Origin of the sequence: uncultured Paenibacillus sp., from assembly GCF_963515335.1 — a bacterium.
Taxonomy (GTDB): Bacteria; Bacillota; Bacilli; order Paenibacillales; family Paenibacillaceae; genus Paenibacillus_I.
The window spans coordinates 1-20461 of record NZ_CAUPYC010000019.1 but is presented as its reverse complement, the minus strand read 5'-3'; the positions used below and the strand labels follow the sequence as shown (position 1 = coordinate 20461).

Here is a 20461-nt window from a genome sequence, read left to right as displayed (position 1 = left end):
TTCGCCTCTCCCCTCGAATCAGTTATAATAGAACACTTTTCTGGAAATCAGCACGCCGACAATAAGCAGCAGTCCGCCGACGACCAGCGTATACAGCCAGGACATGGCGGCGCTGAGACCGAAATTCTGCGTCTGAAACGCCGTCGCGAATATCGTTTGGGTAACCGGGCTGTCAGAGAACGAATCGATGATCGTATAGATGACATTGGTTAGAATGAGCGGACTCACCATCGGAAACGTAATTTTCCAGAATGATTCGTAAGGCGTTGCGCCTTCCATCTTGGCCACTTCGTACATCGCGGCAGGAACCGATTGCAGGGCGGCCAGGAAAATGAGAATCTGTACGCCGGAGCTGCGGATAATTTCATAAATCCGCATGACGGCTTCGGTAATATAGTCGATGAACCACCGCGGCATACCGGCTTCATCCAGCATGATGACCATGGACAGGATATCGACCCCGGATTGGGCGTCTCCCACCTCTTTCGCCGCCTCCGAATTGCCGACCAGGTTGAGAAGGCCCGCCGCTTCGGCGGACGCGATCGCGCCGGAGGCCAGAATAACCGGCAGGAAAAAAACCGCCCTCGCGAAGCCCCGGCCCTTGAACTTCTGATTAAGCAGCGTTGCCGCGAACAAACTGAAGAACAGAATCAACGGCACATCCACGAGCATCGCTGCCACGGAATCCGTCAGGATCCGGTTGAAATTCGCATCGACGAATAAGGCGTCGTTGAAGTTTTTCCAGCCGACATTCACCAATTCGTATCCGCCGGGCGCGATAATCAGCTCGTTGAAGCTGAATTTGACGGACTGCACGAGCGGCATCGCGAACAGAAATAAAAATCCGAGCAGCCAAGGGAGAATAAAGGCTACGCCGAGCAATGCTCTCCGCTGGGTAAGGGTCAGACTTCGTTTATTCATCCTTGGCCACCCCCTACCGCATAATCTTGCGCATCTATGCGGGTTCCGTTGATCGCAACGGGCTGATCGGTATAGTTGACGAGAACGGAAGTACCGTCTTCATATCGCACTTCCACAACCCCGTCGGCATATCGAACACGCCGTTCGATCGCTTTCGTCCGCAAGCCGGAGAGCACCGCATTTACTTCTTTGTACATCGCGACGGCATCGTCGTACCACGCCGCGTAATCCGTAGAATACATCGTATCGAAGCGGGTGTACTTCAGTTTAGAGGACGGCTCGTAGGACCACAGGAAATGAGGAGCCGCCCCGAGTTCTAGGCTGCGAAGCATTTGCCGCTTCATGTCCTGCTCGTCGTCCAGATTGATCGGCGATCCGGCATAGTCGACGAATCCGTGCAGCACCATCTGATAGAAGGGCACTTCCTCATCCGCGATATTGAATTTACTGGTTGAGGTCGGCACATTGACTACCTGTTCGGCATATGGAAGCGCATAGGCGTTCCCGCCGGTCAGCAACGTATTCGGGAATTTCTCCTTGATCTTGCCGAGCTGCCCGGTAATGATATTCTTGGCGGTTTCACGGAAAATGACGCGATTTACGCGATAATCCGAATAGACCAACTCCCCGAGATCGCGAATGGCTACGGCGTCCGTCCCGTACGAAGCGTATCTGTCGATGAACTGATCGACATAATACGGAAGCTTGGCGGGGGACAAGAGATAATAGATGCCCAAATCGAAGTCCATGGCATTGAATGCGGGATTAAACGGTGTACGCGCCGCCTCTTCCTTGGTAAGAAATCTCGCCGCGTCCGAAGAGGGAGTGAAATTACGGTCGTTTTGGTACACTTGCTGGAAGGCCACGTCCGGGTACAGCCTGCCGCCGATTTCGGCCAGCTTGTCCTCGAGCGCCTTCAATTCCGGCTTCCCGCCAAGTACGCCGTCCACCTTCATGTTCACAGGCAGCTTATGGTTCAAACCCTTATTGAACCAGCCCATAAATCGCATTTGGATATTGGTGATCCCGTCCGATTGAAGCTGTTCGGCGATTTGCCCGGCCTGTTCGAAAGAGGTCATCGACACCAGTGCATCATAAGGAATGCCGAGGAAGGTTCGTCTCTTCTCGATCGCCCCCAGCATATCCACATAGAACGGGATTGAAGCGCTGTCTCTGAGCGGCTTCAGTACGCCTTGCTCCACCAGCCGGTTGCGGTAGAGCTTGGCCATGCCGGAATAATCCGCGTCTTCGCCGGATAAAAAGCTGTACCGAACCTTGATGTCGCCTTCATACCGCTGTTCCGACAGCAGCTGGATGGACTCTACTTGATTGCCCTTGTAGAGTTCCAGCGAGTCCTCGCCGCGAACGGCAAAGCTGCTATACACATGGTTATAGGAGTTTTGTTTGCCGGAAATATCGGCGTTGATGCCGGCGATTCCGTCTCCCTGCTCGATGACCGCGAACCAGGCGTCGTCGCCCGACTTCAAGCCGAATACCGGCATTCTCGCGCTTTGGGCGACTTGGCCACGGCGGCCGCTGTTATCGTTATAATCGTCGCCGTATAAACGCTGCGCATACAGTTCGTTTTTCACTTTGCCGTTATTCAGATAGATCAGGCTGCCCGTTCCGTCCGGCACGAACATGTAGCCTTTCTCCTCCAGGCCGGCTGCTCCGAAATAACCGAGCAGCTCGATCGAGCGGATGCGGTAGGCTTCGCTTTCCTTGATCTGCGCGACTGGCACCGAGACCAGCAGGGAATCGCCGTCCAGCCTGTATTCGAGCGGTACGGTGAAGTTGGGCCGATCGGAAGCCGCTCCCCCGGCAATCCCGTTCTCTTCATTGTCGAACGCCAAATCCTCCCTCGTGTAGCCCGCTTTCTCGAAGGCGGCCAACATTTTGTTCAATACCAGCTGCCTGGAAAGCTGGGCATCCATTCGCTCCAGCACTTCCTTGTTCGTCGATAACGGATAATAGCGCAAGCCGACATAACGCGCAGTCGCCTCATCCAATCTGCTTAGGACTTTCTCCTCCAGCCGCTTCTTGCTGATCAGCCGGGGCAGCGCTTCGATCCCGAGCGACTGGTCCCCGAGCGTATAGGTGACCCGGATACCGCTCTCGATGCTTTCCGCTGTAAATTGCTTCTTGCTGATGCTCTGTCCGAAACTGGTATAAGTCTCTAGATTCCCGACCGCATCCCGGAACGAAATGTTGGCCGGGGAGGCCATTGACTCCTTCTCGAACGGCGACGCTTTGGCATCCGAATCGCGTTCGGCCGGGCTGCTGCGCCATATCTTGCCGCTGCGCTTGTCCTCGACGGCGACCTCTGTTGTCTCGGCATGATAATACAAAGCCAGATCGTCGGTCTGCGCAACGAGCTTCATGCCCGGGACTCCGCCCGAGCCGCCCGGCAGCGCCTTAAGCTCCGCCGCTTGCGCAAGCTCTGCCGTACCTTGCGTATAAGAAGCCGCATCGATGGCCGGTACGCCGCGCGTGTTAAGAATAATGAGAAAGACTGCGATTCCGGCGATTACGGCACAGGCCGCCACCGCAAGCCATTTTTTTTGTTTTATCAAGGGGGCGGCCTCCTTATGCCCGGAATATCAGTTCCCGGTAGATGTCAATCACAAACCAGTACATCTGCATGATCATACTGTAAGCCAGCGTGCCCAGGAAGACGATGATGCCCATCGCCACGACACTAAGGGCCATTGTCAGCACGGTCTTGGCCGCCGTATACTGATGCACCGTCATGATGCCGGCGAATAATAAGAACAGAAACCAGATGACGGCAATCGAATTCAGCAGGTAATAAAATGCCGTTTCTTCGGCAGCCATGAACCGGCTCATGAATGTCGTCGGCAAGTAGATCAGAATAAGCGGCACCATCGCATAGGCCGAAGCCATTACAATCTCCTTGAAATTGCCTTCTCCCTCCATCAACGTCGTGATTGACCAGTTCGCGATGCACCAGAGGAAGAACGGCAGTACGGTATATTGCAGATCGTCGAGACTGTTCAGATACCGCGGATCATTGAAATTCACAAGAAACCCCGCGTATTGCTTCTGCAGGATCATCGTGATGACCACGAGGAACAGCACGGTCAACGCTACCCTCATCTTGCCTTTCGCTTCGTATTTCATGTCCCAGAATCCGTCGAACGGACGCAGGATGACATGGAGCGGAAACTTAATAAAGTCCTGCTTCACGGCGCTCAACCCTCCTCGTTCTCCATTTCTTCGTCAGCCGGAACGCCGCCAGCGACGCGATGGCTGCCATCAGCACGGTTAGGAAGGTGCCGAAATGCTCTTTCATGACTTCTCTGCGGTATCGCTTGTAAGCGACCGAATAATACTTCCGCTGCATGCCGAGCTTGAAATATTCCATGGCTTCCTTGTTCTTCTTCTCCATCAGCATCGCTTTGCCGATCCCGATATAGGCGATGTCGTAGTTGGCGTTCATGCGAAGCGCCTCCTTCCACGCCTTCACCGATTCGGCATCGTTGCCGTTATACTGAAGCCTTACCGCCTGATGGACACTTCTGCCGAACGCCGTCGGCTTGAACACGGTTATGCTGTTCTTGCCGCGGTCCAGCACGACGAGCTTATCCCCCGCCTGTTCAATGGCGACAGGCGTCTTGAAAGTGCCGAGCTGCGTGCCTTTGTCGCCGAATACATACAGCAGCTCGCCTTCGTCGTTGTATGTAAAGAGCCGGCCGCGGAACGAATCGAGCACGGTATACATGCCGTCGCCGAGCACCTTGATGTCCACAAGCTTCGATGGCCCGGCATTGTTGCCGAAAACCCGGTAACGCACGTCGCCGACTACGGGATGGCGACCGAACCGCTTCAATACGTCCTGGCCGGAAGGGTTGAGCCGTTTCACCGGCTTTTGGGTCTCCAGATCGATGTTGGTCGAATAGACGAAACCCTTGCGGTCGATATCGACGCTGACGAACTCGGTCGGAATATACAGCCGCATCTGGCGCTTCTGCGTATCCGTTGCGACGAGCCGCCATATTTTATCCCAGAGATTCTGCGTCAGATTGATGGTTCCGACATATCCGATGAACGCGCCGTTCTCGTCGAACTGCATCAGCCCTTCGAATACGCCCCGCGCGACGACAAACACGCGGTTCGCCTTGTCCACCGTCACTTTCAGCGGGACGAACTTGAAATCCTGGGGCAGAATGTCGGACTCCGGGTTCTCGATGATCTTGACGAGCTCCCCTTCGTTCGTGAGCACGACAATGCGTTGACGCTCGGTGTCCGCGACAAAGATCCGTTTATCTTCAGTGACGAAAATGCCGCCTGGGTTGGCGAATCCGTCCTCTTTGCCGTTGTTGTCGAACACAGTGATCTCGCGGATGAGACGCCAGTTCTTATCCAAACTGATGATGCGGCGGTTGCCGCTGTCGAGAATATAAATCCGGCCGTCTGCCGTCACATACATGTCGTTCGGATCGATGAAATCGCCGACGCCGAGATCCGCCCCCGATACGGAACGTTCGGGGAGGAACGGCGCCGGAATCCGGACGCCGTCCTCATAATAGTTATACGTATAGCTCTCATAAGGCGCGGACGCCGCAGACGGCAGGGCATCGATCGTCAGAAAGGAAATGACAGCCAATACGAGAATCGCTTTTTTCAGCAGCATCCGTCGATCCCCCTTAATCCTTCATGCCGGAAGTGGCCATGGTTTCAATGATGCGGCTCTGCGAGAACATGAACAGGGTGATCGGCACGCTCATCAGGATCAGCGCTACCGCGGCGCCCACGCCGGCCCGGGCAATGCCGCCCTGAATGATCTGGTTCGAAGCGTAATGCAGTGTTTTGAGCTGTTCGCTGTAGATGAAGCCGTTCCCGTCCGTGCCCCAGAGCATTTGAAAGAGCAGGATGATCAGCGTCAGCCAGGCCGGCTTGACGTTCGGCATAACGATCTGCCAGAAAATCCGATATTCGCTGGCGCCGTCAATTTTGGCCGCTTCCATCAGGGCGTCGGGAATCTGCTCCATGAACTGCTTCATCAGATACAGGCCTAACGGAAATGCGAATGCGGGCACGATGACCGCCCAGTACGTGTCGATCAAACCGATCCAGGACATGATCATATAGTTCGGAATCGCGGTAACCTGCGGCGTGAACATAAGCGACAGGACAACGGTGGTGAACAGGATCGTTTTGCCCGGAAAATGATGCTTGGCAAGCGGATAAGCCGCCGCCGATGCCAGAAGGACGTGGCCCGCTATGCCCATCCCGGTAATGAATACCGTGTTGAATAGATAACGCGAGAACGGAACCCAGGAATTGCCGAGCAGATTGACCAGATCGACGAAGTTGGTCATCGTGGGATTCCGGACGAAAAGCGTCGGCGGGAATAGGAATATCTCGTCCAATGGCTTGAAGGCGGCATTGATCGCGTACACGAGAGGCAAAGCCATGAAAGCTCCCATAAGCGCGAGCAGCAGGAATAACCAGAAGCTTCCCATGAACGAACGGTTCACGCGTTTTTTGCCCCTAAGCATGAATGCGAAATTATTCATGCGCTTACTCACCCACCTTCCGCAGAAGTCGTTGTACGATCAAATTCGTGCCGACCATCAGCATGAACAGCACGGTCGCAATCGCGGAGGCAAAGCCCATCTCGAATCGGATCGTGCCGAAGTCGATCAGATGGGTGACGATGGTTTCCGCCGCATAGTTGACGCTCGGAAACCCGGCGAGCGCGATGGAGACATCCGCCACCGCGAATGAGGCGGTGAGCTGAATGACGGCTCCGAACATCAGCTGCGGTTTCATGGACGGGAGCGTAATATACCACAACTCCTGCCAACGGTTGTTCACGCCATCTACCGCACCGGCTTCGTACAAGGTGCGATCGACCGTCTGCAGACCGGCGATGAAAGCCAGGAAGCCGGTGCCCAGACTGAGCCACAGCTGAACAAGAATGATGATCGGCAAAATGTACTTTTCCGTCTTGAGCCATTGAATCGGCTCCAGCATCATCCCTAAATTAATGAGGAAGCCGTTGGCGATTCCGTAACGGTCGCCGGAGAAAATGATCAGCCAGATAAAAAACACGTTGCCGGAAATGGAAGGGGCATAGAAAATCAGCGTCATGAACGCCCTCATCTTCGGCCGTAAATCGTTAATGATCCAAGCAAAAACAAAACTGGCCAGATAGCTGAGCGGACCGGTTATGGCAGCGAACAACAGCGTATTCTTGATCGCGATCAGGAAAACATCGTCCTCAAGGAACAGGCGCGTGTAGTTCTGCCATCCGATGAACCGCGGAAACTCGAGCATATTGAAATACGTGAAGCCGATCAGTACGGACATGACGACCGGCAGGATGGTGAACAGCCCGAACAACAGCATGTAAGGCGCCATTAATAGGTAAGAGTGTTTATGGGCCTTCATCGCCTTCTTCCTGATCGTCCACCAGGTCTCGCGCCGGACCGCCGATTTAGCGGCCGCGGCGGGCGGCGTATGCGGCAGACTCGCGTTTGACATCCTTGCATCCTCCCTTTAGTCAGCCAGACCGAATTCTTTGCGTTTGGTGCTGATCTCGTCCTGAATATACTGGACATAATCCATCATGGCTTCTCTCGGCTGGGTCTTCGCATTCACGACGACCCTGTAGAACGCATTGAACAAATGTCGCCCGGTGAAATAGCCGCCCGGCACTTCGGGAATGCCGCGCACCCACTCGAACTGGGCTTTCAGATTCCGGTAATCGCCTGCCGTCCAAGGGAGGCGGTCCAATGCGTTGATGTTCGCCGTCGGATAACGGGCCGCTGCGCCCATCAAGCCTTCCATCTCACGGCCGAACTGCGTTTGCGTCTCATCGCTGGTCCACCATTTCATGAACGCCCAAGCCGCTTCTTTGTCTTCGGCGCTTTCGAGCATCAGGGTACCGCTGCCGCCGCCTGGAACCTCCCGGTTGACGGTGCCATCTTTCTGCACGGTTCCCGGTACGGGAACGAATCCCCACATACCGCGGATTTCCGGCGCAAACACCGACAATTGGTTATACATTGTATAATCCGCCAGTCCGATCGGCATCTCGCCGGTCCTGAACCGGTTCGGGAAATCGAATTCCCGCTCCAGCTTGTAATCGGTATAAAACTCCGTCCACACCTTAAACGTCTCAATGCCGATCCGGGAATCCAGGTCGGATTCTTTACCGCCGTTGCGGTAGAATTGCCCGCCGTTCTGCATGAGCAGCGTCGCGTACACGGAATTCGGCGGGATGTTTTCCCCCGGGTAGGACGGCTGAAGCACGAGCGGGAGCGCAAATTGCATTTGGTTCTTGTTCAGGACCGCCAGCAGGTTGGAGACGTCATCCCACGTCTGCGGAATGTCCAGTCCAAGCTCCTTGAGCACGTCCTTCCGATAAAACAGCATGTTGAAGGTTTGCGTTTCCGGCAGCGCATAAACGCCTTTCTGATAAGAGTAAGGAACGAAGGCGCTTTCCCTGAACCGTCTCGATACCTCTTCGAAATCCGGGAACTGCGTCAGGTCGGCCGCCGCATTCCGCATCGCATAGTTCACAGGAAGATCGTTCCCGATCTGCATCGCCACGTCCGGCCCCTGACCCGCCAGCGTGGCGGGAAGCAAGGTTTGCATCTGTGCCAGCTTCAAATTCACGTTAATGCCCGTTTGCGGCGTGAAGGTTTCGTCGATCATCGATTTCAGCGTATTCGCCTGATCCCTGCCGCTGCCGATCCAGACCGTAACGGACCGCCGGTCTTCCGCTTCTGTCACGTTGCCGATTTGGTTGTAGTCGATGACGAACGAATAAAAGAACGTTGCGATCTCATGCCATAGTTCCGCGAAGAACCCCATCCCGGCTTTCGGCAGCTTTTTGTCCGGAGACACAACATAGATGGCGTCGATCTCCAGCGGCATCTCCCGCGATTTCAGGATCCAGGTTCCGAGGCCTCCGGTATTGGTTTTATAGGCTGTCAGCCTTCTCGGAATCGTATCGGGACCCTTGATCATTTCATCCAATTGGACGGACATCGTCTTCAGCAGCGCCTCGGAGTCGCTGCTTCCTCCGGATAACGCTTTCAGCTGCTTGCCTACTTCTTTCAGCCGATCGCTTTCAGCCTGGAAGGTTTCCAACAAATTCGGAATCCGCTGCTCGACCCTGTAGTCACGGACCTCGTCCGGCGCGGTGCCGGTAATCATCAAAATTTTTCGATACATCGCATTCAGATTGAACAGACTGTCTTCGACCTCACGGATGAGCGGCGCGAATTCGCCGAGGCTCGTCTCCAGGCGAAGGATATGCTTACCCTTCTCCAGCTTGAACAAATAGGGCTCCTTGGCGCCCATCACGTCCATCCGGTAGCCATTCTTGAACCGGAACGCAACCTTCTCCATTTCCTTGAACGGCACCTCTCCGTCAATGGTCAATCGCCTGGTCGAATAGATGCCTCTCACGAAGTTCTGCTGTGCCTTGAAGGCGATTTTATATAAGCCCGTTTCCGGCACGTCGATTTCCCATTCGATCCATTGACCGGGGATGCGCCAGTTGTAACCCCCGATCGTATTGATGCGGGCTTCCTTCGCGCTGTACGGGTAGACGGCGGGACTCGTCCGTTCGTTTACCGGATACAGCGTCGGAGACGATTTCGCAATCGCGTCTTCGCCCTGAACTTCAATTAATAATCCTTCGGTTTCTTCCTGCCCCTCTGCCTGATAGCGCTTTAACGCGTCCTCATAAGAAGCGGGGTCCTTATATGGAAACAGCTTCAGATTCCGGATGATCATCGGCTCACGCTGCGAGATCAACGTCAAGGTATGCGTGCCTTTTGATAGGTAGAATTGGAAAGGTTTGTCGTAATAGCCCTCGAAATCCTTAAAGACTGCGGCACGCCAAGCGGGCTTCTCGACCTGCTGAGGCCGAAGGTCGTTCCCGCGATTGTCCCGCTGAATTTCGTCGTACTCGTTGTCCCAAATACGGTCGAATTGCACATAGGCCGCTTCTTCGAATGGTATGGCCCCGTCGATCAATACCGTGCGTTCGATGCTTGAGCTTTTCCCTTCAATCGGGTAATAGAGCATCGAAATCGTATAGAATCCGGCTTCCGGCACTTGAAAGGTCCATTCCACCTCGCCTTGCTCCCCGGTGAGCAGGGAAGAGCCGCTCTGCCCATCGAATGCTTGTATCGATTTGAAGCCTCTGCCTTCGACACGCGTATAATCCGTGCCTTCCAGCATGATCTCCCGTTCCGGTTGTACAGCGTTTTCATACTTCGCCACATAATCGGAGTAGGCCGGTTTGTCCTCCAGCAATTCGAATAGCCGGTCGTTGCCTGACAATGGGCCGGCCGCATTGTCCGGCGCTGCGGACTTCCCGGCTTCCAAGGCGTACACAGGCGGCGAGGCCATCAATACCCCCGAAACCAGGCATATGCCGATCGTTGCCGATGCCCATCTCTTGAGTCTTGCTTTACTCTTCAAAGCCAGCCCCCCCTATCGAATAAGCTCCATACGATCCAAGATTCGGTTTCAAGCTTCCTTCATTCCCGCCTCGTGAAGCCGCGGATTTCGTTGGATAACAAACAATAACATTATAATAACAATTATATCATCAGACCAAACGACGGTAATTTTTTTATTAATTGTTTAGGATCTTGTTTGGTCATTATTTTCGCCGTTTATATAAGTCATCTTCACCTGGGCATTTTGCTTTTTGTTATTCGCACCGTTATGATCTTCACAAACAGAAAGGGCCGCGTCTCTTTGACGCAACCCTCTCTTCCTGTCCGGAATTGCCGATTGCCGTTATGGTTTCAGCTTATCCATCGACGCCTGAGCTTGCTGCTTGTATTTCTCAACCGTGGACGATACCGATACGTTATTCACGATAATGTCCTCAATCACCGCTCCGATCGGGAAGTCCGGATAGCCTTCGTGCACATACACCATGCCTGTGCCTTGGATGTTATCGCGAATCATCTGGATGTCGGCTTCCGTCGAATACTTCGATTCCATGTAATCCTGGCCTACATACTCCTCGGTCGGCGGAACATCCTGCATCTCTTCGAAGATCTGGTAGACGACTTGCGGATCTTTTATGCCTTTCGGGATGAATTTGCCGCCCAATGCGGTATTCGCATAGGTGAAATCTTTCGTGCCCTGCGGCCCAATCGGCATCGGAACGACACCGACTTCAAAAGGCTGGTCGCCCAGCATCCACTCGTAACCGATAAACATCGCCACGTTGCCATCTTTATACGTGTTGAACTCGTTATAATCGGTTTTGTTGCCGCCCTTGACAAATACGACGTTCTCCTGGTTGTAGAGACGATTGACAAACTCCAGCGCCTCGATCACTCTCGGATCGGAAAGACCTTCCTTGCCCGTTTCATCGTCGGCAATTTTGCCGCCATTGGAAGCTGCGAAGTTCGGTACGATGTTGCCGGTCCAGCCGGAAAATCCGTACGTATCGGTTTTGCCGTCGTTGTCGGTGTCGCGGGTCGCTTGCTTGGCGATCTCGAGGAACTTGTCCCATGTCCATTCGCCGCTGTTATAGACATCCTGAAGATCAGGCAAACCAAGCTTTTTGAAAAGATCGCGGTTATAGTGAATGCCTACCGAGGACAGTCCCGGGGTATCGAAGCCGTATTCTCCTCCAGCCAGCGGAGGCAATTTGATCGTCAGCTTCTGCGCGTTATTGATGTCGTTATCCGCCGTGGTAAATTCGCTGAGCGGAAGGAGTTGGCCCTTCAGTACCGGCGCGATCGCGCTTTTGTACTCCAGCTGAACAATGTCCGCAAACGGTTCGCCCGCAAGCACGGTGGTCGTGAATTTGTTCATGTATTCCTCGAAAGGCACGTTGACGAACTCAATTTTCACGTTGTATTTCTTCTCGATCTCGGCGATTTTTTCAAGCCGCGCTTTCTCGCCGGCAGTTTCACCCTTCGGGGTCATATCCCACCAAGCCGCCATTCTGATGACGCGCCCGCCAAGATCCGCCGCCGCTTCTTCTTTCGCCTCCTCCGCGGGTGCTTCGGCGTTCTTCGCAGCACCGTTGTTTGCGCTTACATTTTCATTCGCGGGATTATTGCTCCCTGTGTTATTGCCGCCGCAAGCCGTAACGATCAACATGAGCGCCATCAGCACCAGCGAAAGCACTTTCATTTTTTTCATCGTCTGACCTCCAGTTCTCATTTTGCGGGCGATTGTTACCCGTTAAGCACCGTTCTGTGGGTATGACCCCCGTCGAATTCCACGATAAAGCGTTTACGCTTCTTTGCGGATGACATCACCACCAGTATTTTTGTTTTGCTCAATTACAAGCTAATATTACCATCCAAGTTCAGAAATCGTCAATCGCTTTTGGCTAACATTTTTATTTATTTTTTTGATATTCGTTATTTTTAGTTATTTTTGTTATGTTCGTTATGTTCATCCCGCAATCGACCCACAGCAGTATCATCGATTTCACACTTGCCTTTATAAACAAAACAAAAACCACCGGATCTTATCCGATGGCCGGCGGTCGTTGATCGGGATGTTATTGTGTTGGTCCCGCGAGCTGAAAAGAATGCTGTTCACGCATGACGATATCGCCGTAAATCAGCTTTTTCTCCACGCTCGACTCCTTGTTTGCGATTCGCCAGAGCATTTGATCGACGGCCCTCATGCCGAGCAACTCCTTGTTGACGTTCACCGTGGCCATAATCGGCAGCGTATCGAACGTATTGTCAAAGCCCGTAACGGCACACCGCTCCGGGATCATTATGCCTCTTTTCTGCAGCGTTTCAATCGTAACGGCCGCATTGATATCGTTCGCGCAGACCAGCACTTCCGGCAATTGTTCTTCGGCGATATCCGCCATTACGACATGGATTTCCCTCACCGGCGGGCCGATCAGCTCTGCTATCGGCTGATACGAAATCCCGAATTGCTCCAGTGTCGATTTGAACGCGAGCCAGCGCTCGTAGAAGCTTTGTGCGTCACCGATATCGCCGACGAATTGAAAGTCTTTATAGCCTTTGCTGACGAGCTTGGTGACCAATTCCTTCATGCATGTGAAATTATCCGTAAAGACGGTATCGCAATGGAAAGCCGGATCCTGATGATCCACCATGACCACCGGAATATTGAGCCGATTGATGTCGAGCAGAATCGCCGTCGAGATCGTACCGACCGTAATGATTCCCTGAATCGCGTCCGGATTAAGCAGCGAGAATACATGATCGCTTGAAGGCTCCGTCAGGGTCAGAATATCCATGCCTCGCTGGTTCAAGCGGGCGGAGATCCCGTCGAACACCGGCCCCCAATAGACCGACTCGTTGTTTTGATACCGGATATTCGGAAACAATACGACGACGGTACCCGACACTTTTTTGCCGCTGTATTCGTTCAGTTCGTTGGTGAAGCTTTTGGGTTCGTTCTTGAAATACCCGAGCTGTCCGGCCGCACGGAGAATCATTTCCCGCGTTTGCGCGCTGACGCCCGATTTTCCGGATAACGCCCTCGAAACAGCAAATTTGGACACACCCGCCAAATCGGCTATTTCCTGTACGGTTACTTTGCCCCTCATCGCCATCATCCTAGTCCCCCTGTAATCTCCAAGCAGCGACGGGCAGGTAAAATGCTGCATTTGCGTTGCCGCGCCGTCTGCCACAAGCTGCTCCTATCTGATCAAGCCTATTTCATCTTACATGTATCGCCATCCATTGTTATTTTACAACATAACGTTAGGTAAATGAAACACTTTTTTGTTAGCATAGACTCTGAATGATTTCTGCCTTGACAGGAGACCAGCATACCGGTGCCGTATTATATTGACTTTTTCCCGGTAAATGGATAGACCGCGAAAATCAGCACGCATGAAGAGGAGACACCCGAAAAGAGATAAATGTGCTTAATGTGCAAAAAAACATGGCAAAAAACCTTGGAAAGGGTTTTTGCCATGTCCATGTCAGTGTCAGTGTCATTTGGAATGCTGGATATTCAGCTGTTGCTTTGCGGCGAACGCGGATCGAGCTGCATGAATTCGATCGGAAAACCGTCGGGATCCCTGGTCCAGCATTGATAGTTGTAATCCTTGCCGCGCATAGGCTCTATATCGAGTTTGATGCCATGCCGCTTGAGGCGGTCGGCCGTTGTAAAAATATCGTCCACCTCGAAGCAAATGTGGGTGGAGCCCGCGTTTCTCGGATGCTGGACATACTCGCGCCGGCCGCCATAGAACAATTCGATGAATTGTCCGTCCGCTACCTTCAAATAGTTGATCCAGGGGTTGCCTTCATCATCGTCCAGATCGAACGCTTTCTCGAGTCCCAATACATCACAGTAAAAATGCAGCGATCTGTCCATGTCGGCTACGACAAACGCGACGTGTGCGTTTCCTTTCAGCATCGTTACGCCTCCTTCACCAGGCTGCTTTTGGCATGCGGGGAATCCGGATGGATCTGCACGAACTCAACGGCGTTGCCGTCCGGGTCATGAACCCAGCAATTGTAGTTCAGATCCTTGCCTTGACTCGGTTTGTCATTCTGCATCAGTCCGTTGGCTTGGAACCGCTTGGCGAGCTCATCGATATGATCAGTCTCGAAGCAGAAATGATGGTAACCGATGAGGTCGGGCGCATACCGGTTCTCCGGCACTTTGACCCCGTCGTAAAACAACTCCAGAAACTGTCCGTCCGACACCTTTAAATAAACGATCCAGGGCTTATCGTTATCGTCATGAATCTCGAAGGCTTTGGTCAGCCCTGCGATGTCGCAGTAGAAATGCAGCGATTTTCCCATATCCGCAACACGGATGGCGTTATGGGCAATACCTTTGATCATAGGGATTCTCCTCTGAACGAGTTTTGACTGCGGTGTTCAAATGGGCATTGCTTTGCCGGAATAATCGACGAACCGGAAACGGCTCTCCGGAACGATTCGCCGTTCGATCTGGTCGACGATGCCGCGGGCGCTGCTGCGCGGATCGGTGGGCGCATTCTCGCCGCCCATATCCGTCTTCATCCAGCCGGGGTGAATGCTCAGCACCTGAATGCCCCGGTCTTTCACATAGGCCAGCAGCTGCTGCGAGAACATATTAAGCGCGGTTTTGGAGATCGCGTACGGATAATCGCCCGGATAGGCATTCGTGATGCTGCCCGCTTCGGAGGAAATATTGATCACCGCGCCATCCTTCTCCGTTAACAGCGGCAGAAAATGCTTGACCACCCTCATCGGACCATAGAGGTTAATCTCAAATGTCCTCGCCACATCATCCATATTAAGGTCCTCAATAGGCGTGTTGCGGGCTGTGAGGATCGCCGCGTTATTGACGATCGCCCCAAGCGTCCTGCCCTCCCGCTTCATCCGGGAGGCCAGCGCGGACAGCCCCGCCTCGTCCGTCACATCCAGTTCCGCAACGGCAAGCCGCTCTCCATGCGCGGCGGCAAGTGCCGTCAGCTTCTGATTCGCTTCGCCGGGCTTGCGCACACCCGCGACCACGGCATGGCCGCGCTCCAGCGCTTCGGCGGCAATCTCATAGCCCAGCCCGCGATTGGCGCCTGTTATGAGCAGATTCAACAGGTTTCCTCCTTTGTCGGTGGAACAGCTTAAGCGTCAGCCAGGATCAATCCCGTTTCGGACCGAGCTCCTGAAGCATTTTTAGTCGTTTTCGAGCAGCTCGACCAGCACCTTCAGCGCTTGGAAGGTATCGATATAGGCATACCGGCCGCCGGTGTATTCGCCTTTCTGCTGCAGCGGGAACCCCTTGCTCTCCAGCAGCGCAACCTTCTCCTTCATGCCTTCAATCACGAACGCAATATGGTGCGGCCCTTCGCCGTGCTCATTCAAGTAATTCCGCCATGTGCTCGGATGCCGGTCCGGCTCGATCAGCTCCAACTGCAGCGAACCCATATCGAAGAAAGCGAGCTTGGCCCGGGCTTCGCTGGGAGCGCCGTTATATTCGGTTCGCGCCTTGTCGACCGTATCGGTGATCATCGCTTCCGGCTTGGCGACACCGAAAAAATCGGCGTATGCCTGGCTTACCTTGTCGATATCGTTGACGAGAATCCCAATTTGCGTGATGACGTTATTGCCCAACAGACCTGCCATAGTTGATAACATCCTTTCGGCTTATCGTGTTTATCGTTAATCGTTGTTGCCCCAGCGGTCGGAAACCTTGAACAGAATCAGCGTGAAGGTAAGCGCGATGAGCAGCAGTACCCAGGCCATGGCGGAAGCGTAGCCCATCTTCGCATATTGGAAGGCATTCTGGTACAGGTACAAAGAGTAGAACATGGTTGCCCCGTCCGGTCCGCCCTGCGTGATGATGAAAGACTCCGCGAACGATTGGAACGTGCCGATGATGCCGGTGATGACATTGAACAATATGACCGGACGCAGCATGGGCAGTGTGACGGATAAAATTTTTTGCAGCGAATTCGCGCCGTCGATCGACGCCGCTTCATACAGCGATTCCGGTATGCCCTGCAGTCCCGCGAGGTAGATGATAATCGATCCGCCGGCACCCCATAGTCCCATGAGAATAAAAGCCGGCTTGGCCCACGCCGGACTGGAGAACCAGCCGGGACCGTCGATGCCGATCCAGCCGAGCAGCGTGTTCACGATACCGGAATCCGGCTGCAGCACCCATACCCATAGAATCGACAGGATGACGAGCGGAACCAGCGTCGGCAGGAAGAAAACGACCCGGAAGAAAGCCATGCCTTTAACTTTCTTGTTGTTGAGAAGAATCGAGATGAACACGGTGCAGGCCGTAATGACCGTAAGGCCGACAAAAACCATGTACAGGGTGTTCTTCAATACTTTATAAAACAGGTCATCACCGGTAAAGAGCGTCTTATAGTTCTCCAGTCCGACAAACACCGGCGGATTGATGATGTCGTAGTCGGTAAGCGAATAATAAAACGAACTTGCAAGCGGGTAAGCAGTGAAGAACAGGAATCCGACAATCCAAGGGGAAATAAAGAGCAAGCCGGTCCGTATATTTTTTCTCATCTGCGCGCCCCCTAACCTTTGATCCCCGAGAAAGCGATCCCTTGGATGAAATACTTCTGGAGGACAAAAAAGATCAGCAATACCGGCAATGTCATGCTCACGCCTACGGCCATCAGCAGCGGCCAGCGGGGATCATTCACCGACATGATCTGCTGGATGCCGAGCGACAGCGTATAAAGCTTGTTATCGCTCAGAAACACAAGCGGCCCGATGAAATCGCCCCAGGAGCCGATGAAGGAGAAGATCATGACCGTTGTGATGACCGGCAGCGATAACGGCAGAATCATCTGCCAGTAAATGCGAAACTCGCTTGCCCCATCGACCTTTGCGGATTGGGACAGCTCCTTGGGTATGCCTTGGAAAAATTGGCGCAACAGAAAGATAAAGAACGGGTTTCCGAAAAACACGGGAACAATGAGCGGAAGAAACGTTCCGATCCAGCCCAGCTTCTGGAACATGATGAAAAGCGGAATCATCGTAACCTGGAACGGCAGCATCATCGTCGCGAGCACCAGGACGAATACGCCGTCCCGGCCCTTCCACTCCACCCGCGAGAAACCGTAGGCAATCAACGTATTGGATAAAACGGCGCCTATAATGCCGAATCCTGCAATCGTCAGTGTGTTGCGCAAATAGAGCAGGAACGGAAATTCACCGAAGGCTGTCGTAAAATTGGTCCATTGCGGCTTGCTCGGAAGCCACACCGGCGGATTGGCGAACAATTCGCTGCTGCTCTTGAGCGAGCCGGACACCAGCCACAGGAAAGGGATGATAAAAGCCAGCGCCGTCAAGCCGAGGATGATGTAAACGGCGGCAAGCTCCAATCGTTCCATCAGCTTCTTGGACTGCACCCTCGAGGGCGCCGCCGGCATGACCTGCACGGTTGAAGGAGAACTTCTCAAACCAATTCACCACCTCATAACGATTGACCGACCGGATACGCCATACCGATTCGTTGGCCGCGACAGGACGAGTCTTCTTCGTCACAGGCTCAATCCTCCCGCGGACGGTTCAGGCACGATTATTTCTTTTTGTCCAGCGCCGTTTGAAGCTTCTTCTCCGCATCCTCGAGCAGCGGCTTCGGATCCTTGTTGTTATAGATGACGTTATCGCGCAGCAGCTTCAATTCATTGGACATTTCCTTGGCAACCGGAGTAAGCGCAGGGTGTCCGGAGTTCGGCGACGCCGCGACCTCACGTACGACTTTGTATACGGGATCGTTCTCTTTATCCCATTTGATCGCATCGCTTGGCTTCGTGTAGATGGAGATGGACCGCCAGGTGTTGATGTTGTCAGCCAGAATCTCCGGCTGGCCGGCAAACATGATGAATTTCATCGCATTCTGCGGATTTTTCGCGCCTTTCGGAATCATGAACACGTTGGTGCCGAACGTCGTGGCTTTCTCGCGTCCGCCTTCCGGGAACGGAATGGCCGCTACACGGTACTCCAGGTCCGGCGCGTAAATTTTCAGCGCGTTGGCGAACCAGTTGCCATTCACGGTCATGCCCACTTTACCCGTGAAGAAAGGGTGATCCGGCGAGAATGCGCCGCCGAAGCCGGACGTGAACGATTTGATTTTCTCCGGATTGTATTTCCGGGCATACTTGTTCATCCAGTTGTACAAATTGGCCAGGCGGTCGTCATTCAGCTTGACGGCGCCGGTCGCTTCATCGATGAAATTAGCGCCGAAGATCCATCCCCACAGAAACGCGTCGTCGCCGGCATCGATCCACGGAATGAAGCCCAAGCGGTCGATGCTGCTGCCGTTCACTTTCGCCAGCTTCTCCGCTGCAGCGTCCAGCTCTTCAATTGTTTCCGGCGGATTATTCGGATCCAGTCCCGCTTCCTCGAACATTTTCACATTATAGTAAAGCAGGTTTACGTTGGAGTCTTGGGGGTACAGGTACGTGATGTCCTTATATTTCATCAGCGGCAGGAAAGAAGACAGAACGTCGGACTCTTGGAAGTCCAGTGCGGCGAGGTACTCGTCCAGCGGCTCGAGCGCCCCCTGCGCCGCCAAGGAGTAAGCGCTTGCATATTCGGAAGAGATAACCACATCGGGTGGATTCTTGCCCGAAATGGCAGATACAAGCTTACCGTTCGTCAGGCCGCCGTCCGGCGGAACATATGTGGCATTGATCTTATAGCCCGGGTTCTTCTTTCCGAATTCCTCCATCCGCCATTTGTCCCATTTCTCCGAATCGCCGCCCCAAGGATACCAGTAATTGATTTCGCCGCCTTGGTCCTCTGCCGCCACAGCGTTTTCACCGGAATTTCCCTGCTCGGCCGCAGCGTTCTCCGAATTGCCGCCGCCGCCACTTTGACCGGAGCCGCTCGAGCAGGCCGTAATCACCAGCATAAGGGAAAGCATCATGCCGACTAATGCCGTCCATCCTTTTTTCACGGAAAATCCCCCTTGATAAAAGTAATAGTCAGTTGCGGTGCGCAACGTACGACTTTCACCCTTCCCGGAACCCGACGCGAACTACATAGAAATTCCCCCTTCCACGATTAAATGAACGCGCGTTTATATTAAGTCAATTAGTCTTTATTTTTCAACAATTATCGACATATATGTTGTAAACGCGTGTTCATTGAAGCGTAAAAAAATTTACCCTTTACACTCTTCGGCACGATTCCCGAATCACAAGACTGCAATCCAGCGTGATTTCTCTTATATCGGAACTCGGCTTTTCGATTTTGGAGATCAGGATCGTGGTAAGCTGCTTGAGCATGTCGCTGAAATCGACCCGGATCGTCGTCAGGGCGGGATGGTGCTTCTCACTGAGCGCATGATCGTCAAAGCCGATGACGGATATGTGTTCAGGCACCTGCAATCCGTGTTCCTTCAACGCCCGGATCGCACCGAACGCTACGCTGTCGTTGGCAGCTATGATCGCCGTAGGCCGTTCTCCTTGTGTACGAAGAAAAGTATGAATCGCCTCATACCCGCTTTCTTCATGAAAGCTGCCCTCCAGCACCCAGTCTCGATTGACTTGCAAACCGCACAATTGCATCGCTTTCAGGAAGCCCTCGTATTTCGTCGGGCCGGATAAGCGGTTCATATCCCCGTTAATAACGCCGATCCTTGTATGGCCGAGTCCCGCCAGATAAGCGACAGCTTGCTTCATACCGGAATCGTTGTTGAAATTGGCGACAATCCGGTTGGATTGCGGAATCTCCGGATGTTCCTGATCCACGACACCGACGATGAAGCCTTCGGCAATGAGCTCCTCAATGAAAGGCTCATGATTGGCGGCGCCGATGAAAATTCCCCCGTCAATCCGGCGCTGAAAAAAAATCTCCTTTACGTTCTTGACCGTTTCGGTATCTTTTGCGTCCCGGATGATATGGGTCAGCACGTAGTAACCGCAAGCGGAGGCATGTTCAATTACACTTACGATCAGCATGTTCGTCAGAATATCGCTGGATACATGTCCCGGCGCAATCAGGAACAGGCCGATCGTGCGTGCCCGCTTCCCGGCGAGCACCTGAGCGGAAACATTGGGAAAATAATTATACTGCTGGATGACTTTCATCACTTTCTCGCGTGT

General features: G+C 53.5%; 17 protein-coding genes. All 17 read right to left on the bottom strand.

Annotated features, from left to right (window positions below; translation table 11 throughout):
• Nucleotides 1-18: 18 nt before the first annotated feature.
• On the bottom strand, nucleotides 19-921 hold the full coding sequence (locus RWM61_RS08615) for a sugar ABC transporter permease (protein WP_313999567.1): 903 nt from the start codon (nucleotides 919-921) through the stop codon (nucleotides 19-21).
• The gene (locus RWM61_RS08610; RefSeq protein WP_313999566.1) at nucleotides 918-3494 is read right to left on the bottom strand and encodes a DUF5696 domain-containing protein; all 2577 of its coding nucleotides are present in this window, start codon (nucleotides 3492-3494) and stop codon (nucleotides 918-920) included. The genes RWM61_RS08615 and RWM61_RS08610 overlap by 4 nt, the downstream gene beginning before the upstream one ends.
• 13 nt (nucleotides 3495-3507) lie before the next feature.
• Nucleotides 3508-4128, bottom strand: coding sequence for a Yip1 family protein (locus RWM61_RS08605; RefSeq protein ID WP_313999565.1), 621 nt, complete (start codon nucleotides 4126-4128; stop codon nucleotides 3508-3510).
• Nucleotides 4109-5575, bottom strand: coding sequence for a gluconolactonase (locus RWM61_RS08600; protein WP_313999564.1), 1467 nt, complete (start codon nucleotides 5573-5575; stop codon nucleotides 4109-4111). The genes RWM61_RS08605 and RWM61_RS08600 overlap by 20 nt, the downstream gene beginning before the upstream one ends.
• Nucleotides 5576-5588: 13 nt before the next feature.
• Complete coding sequence (locus tag RWM61_RS08595) at nucleotides 5589-6461, bottom strand: carbohydrate ABC transporter permease (RefSeq protein WP_313999562.1); 873 nt, start codon at nucleotides 6459-6461, stop codon at nucleotides 5589-5591.
• 4 nt (nucleotides 6462-6465) lie between these two features.
• Complete coding sequence (locus RWM61_RS08590) at nucleotides 6466-7338, bottom strand: carbohydrate ABC transporter permease (protein ID WP_399538228.1); 873 nt, start codon at nucleotides 7336-7338, stop codon at nucleotides 6466-6468.
• A 108-nt stretch (nucleotides 7339-7446) separates the two neighbouring features.
• A complete protein-coding gene (locus tag RWM61_RS08585) occupies nucleotides 7447-10389 on the bottom strand; it encodes an extracellular solute-binding protein (RefSeq protein WP_313999558.1) in 2943 nt (980 codons plus the stop codon).
• A gap of 324 nt (nucleotides 10390-10713) precedes the next feature.
• A complete protein-coding gene (locus RWM61_RS08580) occupies nucleotides 10714-12081 on the bottom strand; it encodes an extracellular solute-binding protein (protein ID WP_313999554.1) in 1368 nt (455 codons plus the stop codon).
• A 367-nt stretch (nucleotides 12082-12448) separates the two neighbouring features.
• Complete coding sequence (locus RWM61_RS08575) at nucleotides 12449-13480, bottom strand: LacI family DNA-binding transcriptional regulator (RefSeq protein WP_313999622.1); 1032 nt, start codon at nucleotides 13478-13480, stop codon at nucleotides 12449-12451.
• Between the two features lie 413 nt (nucleotides 13481-13893).
• Entirely contained in the window at nucleotides 13894-14301 is a 408-nt protein-coding gene (locus RWM61_RS08570) for a VOC family protein (RefSeq protein ID WP_313999552.1), read from the bottom strand.
• 2 nt (nucleotides 14302-14303) lie between these two features.
• A complete protein-coding gene (locus tag RWM61_RS08565) occupies nucleotides 14304-14735 on the bottom strand; it encodes a VOC family protein (protein ID WP_313999550.1) in 432 nt (143 codons plus the stop codon).
• Between the two features lie 36 nt (nucleotides 14736-14771).
• Nucleotides 14772-15470, bottom strand: coding sequence for an SDR family oxidoreductase (locus tag RWM61_RS08560; protein WP_313999547.1), 699 nt, complete (start codon nucleotides 15468-15470; stop codon nucleotides 14772-14774).
• An 81-nt stretch (nucleotides 15471-15551) separates the two neighbouring features.
• On the bottom strand, nucleotides 15552-16001 hold the full coding sequence (locus tag RWM61_RS08555; protein ID WP_313999545.1) for a VOC family protein: 450 nt from the start codon (nucleotides 15999-16001) through the stop codon (nucleotides 15552-15554).
• A gap of 36 nt (nucleotides 16002-16037) precedes the next feature.
• Complete coding sequence (locus tag RWM61_RS08550) at nucleotides 16038-16907, bottom strand: sugar ABC transporter permease (protein ID WP_313999543.1); 870 nt, start codon at nucleotides 16905-16907, stop codon at nucleotides 16038-16040.
• Nucleotides 16908-16918: 11 nt separating this feature from the next.
• A complete protein-coding gene (locus tag RWM61_RS08545) occupies nucleotides 16919-17809 on the bottom strand; it encodes a carbohydrate ABC transporter permease (RefSeq protein WP_313999541.1) in 891 nt (296 codons plus the stop codon).
• Between the two features lie 119 nt (nucleotides 17810-17928).
• The gene (locus RWM61_RS08540) at nucleotides 17929-19311 is read right to left on the bottom strand and encodes an ABC transporter substrate-binding protein (RefSeq protein WP_313999539.1); all 1383 of its coding nucleotides are present in this window, start codon (nucleotides 19309-19311) and stop codon (nucleotides 17929-17931) included.
• A gap of 214 nt (nucleotides 19312-19525) precedes the next feature.
• On the bottom strand, nucleotides 19526-20461 hold a 936-nt coding region (locus tag RWM61_RS08535), incomplete at its 5' end, for a LacI family DNA-binding transcriptional regulator (RefSeq protein ID WP_313999537.1).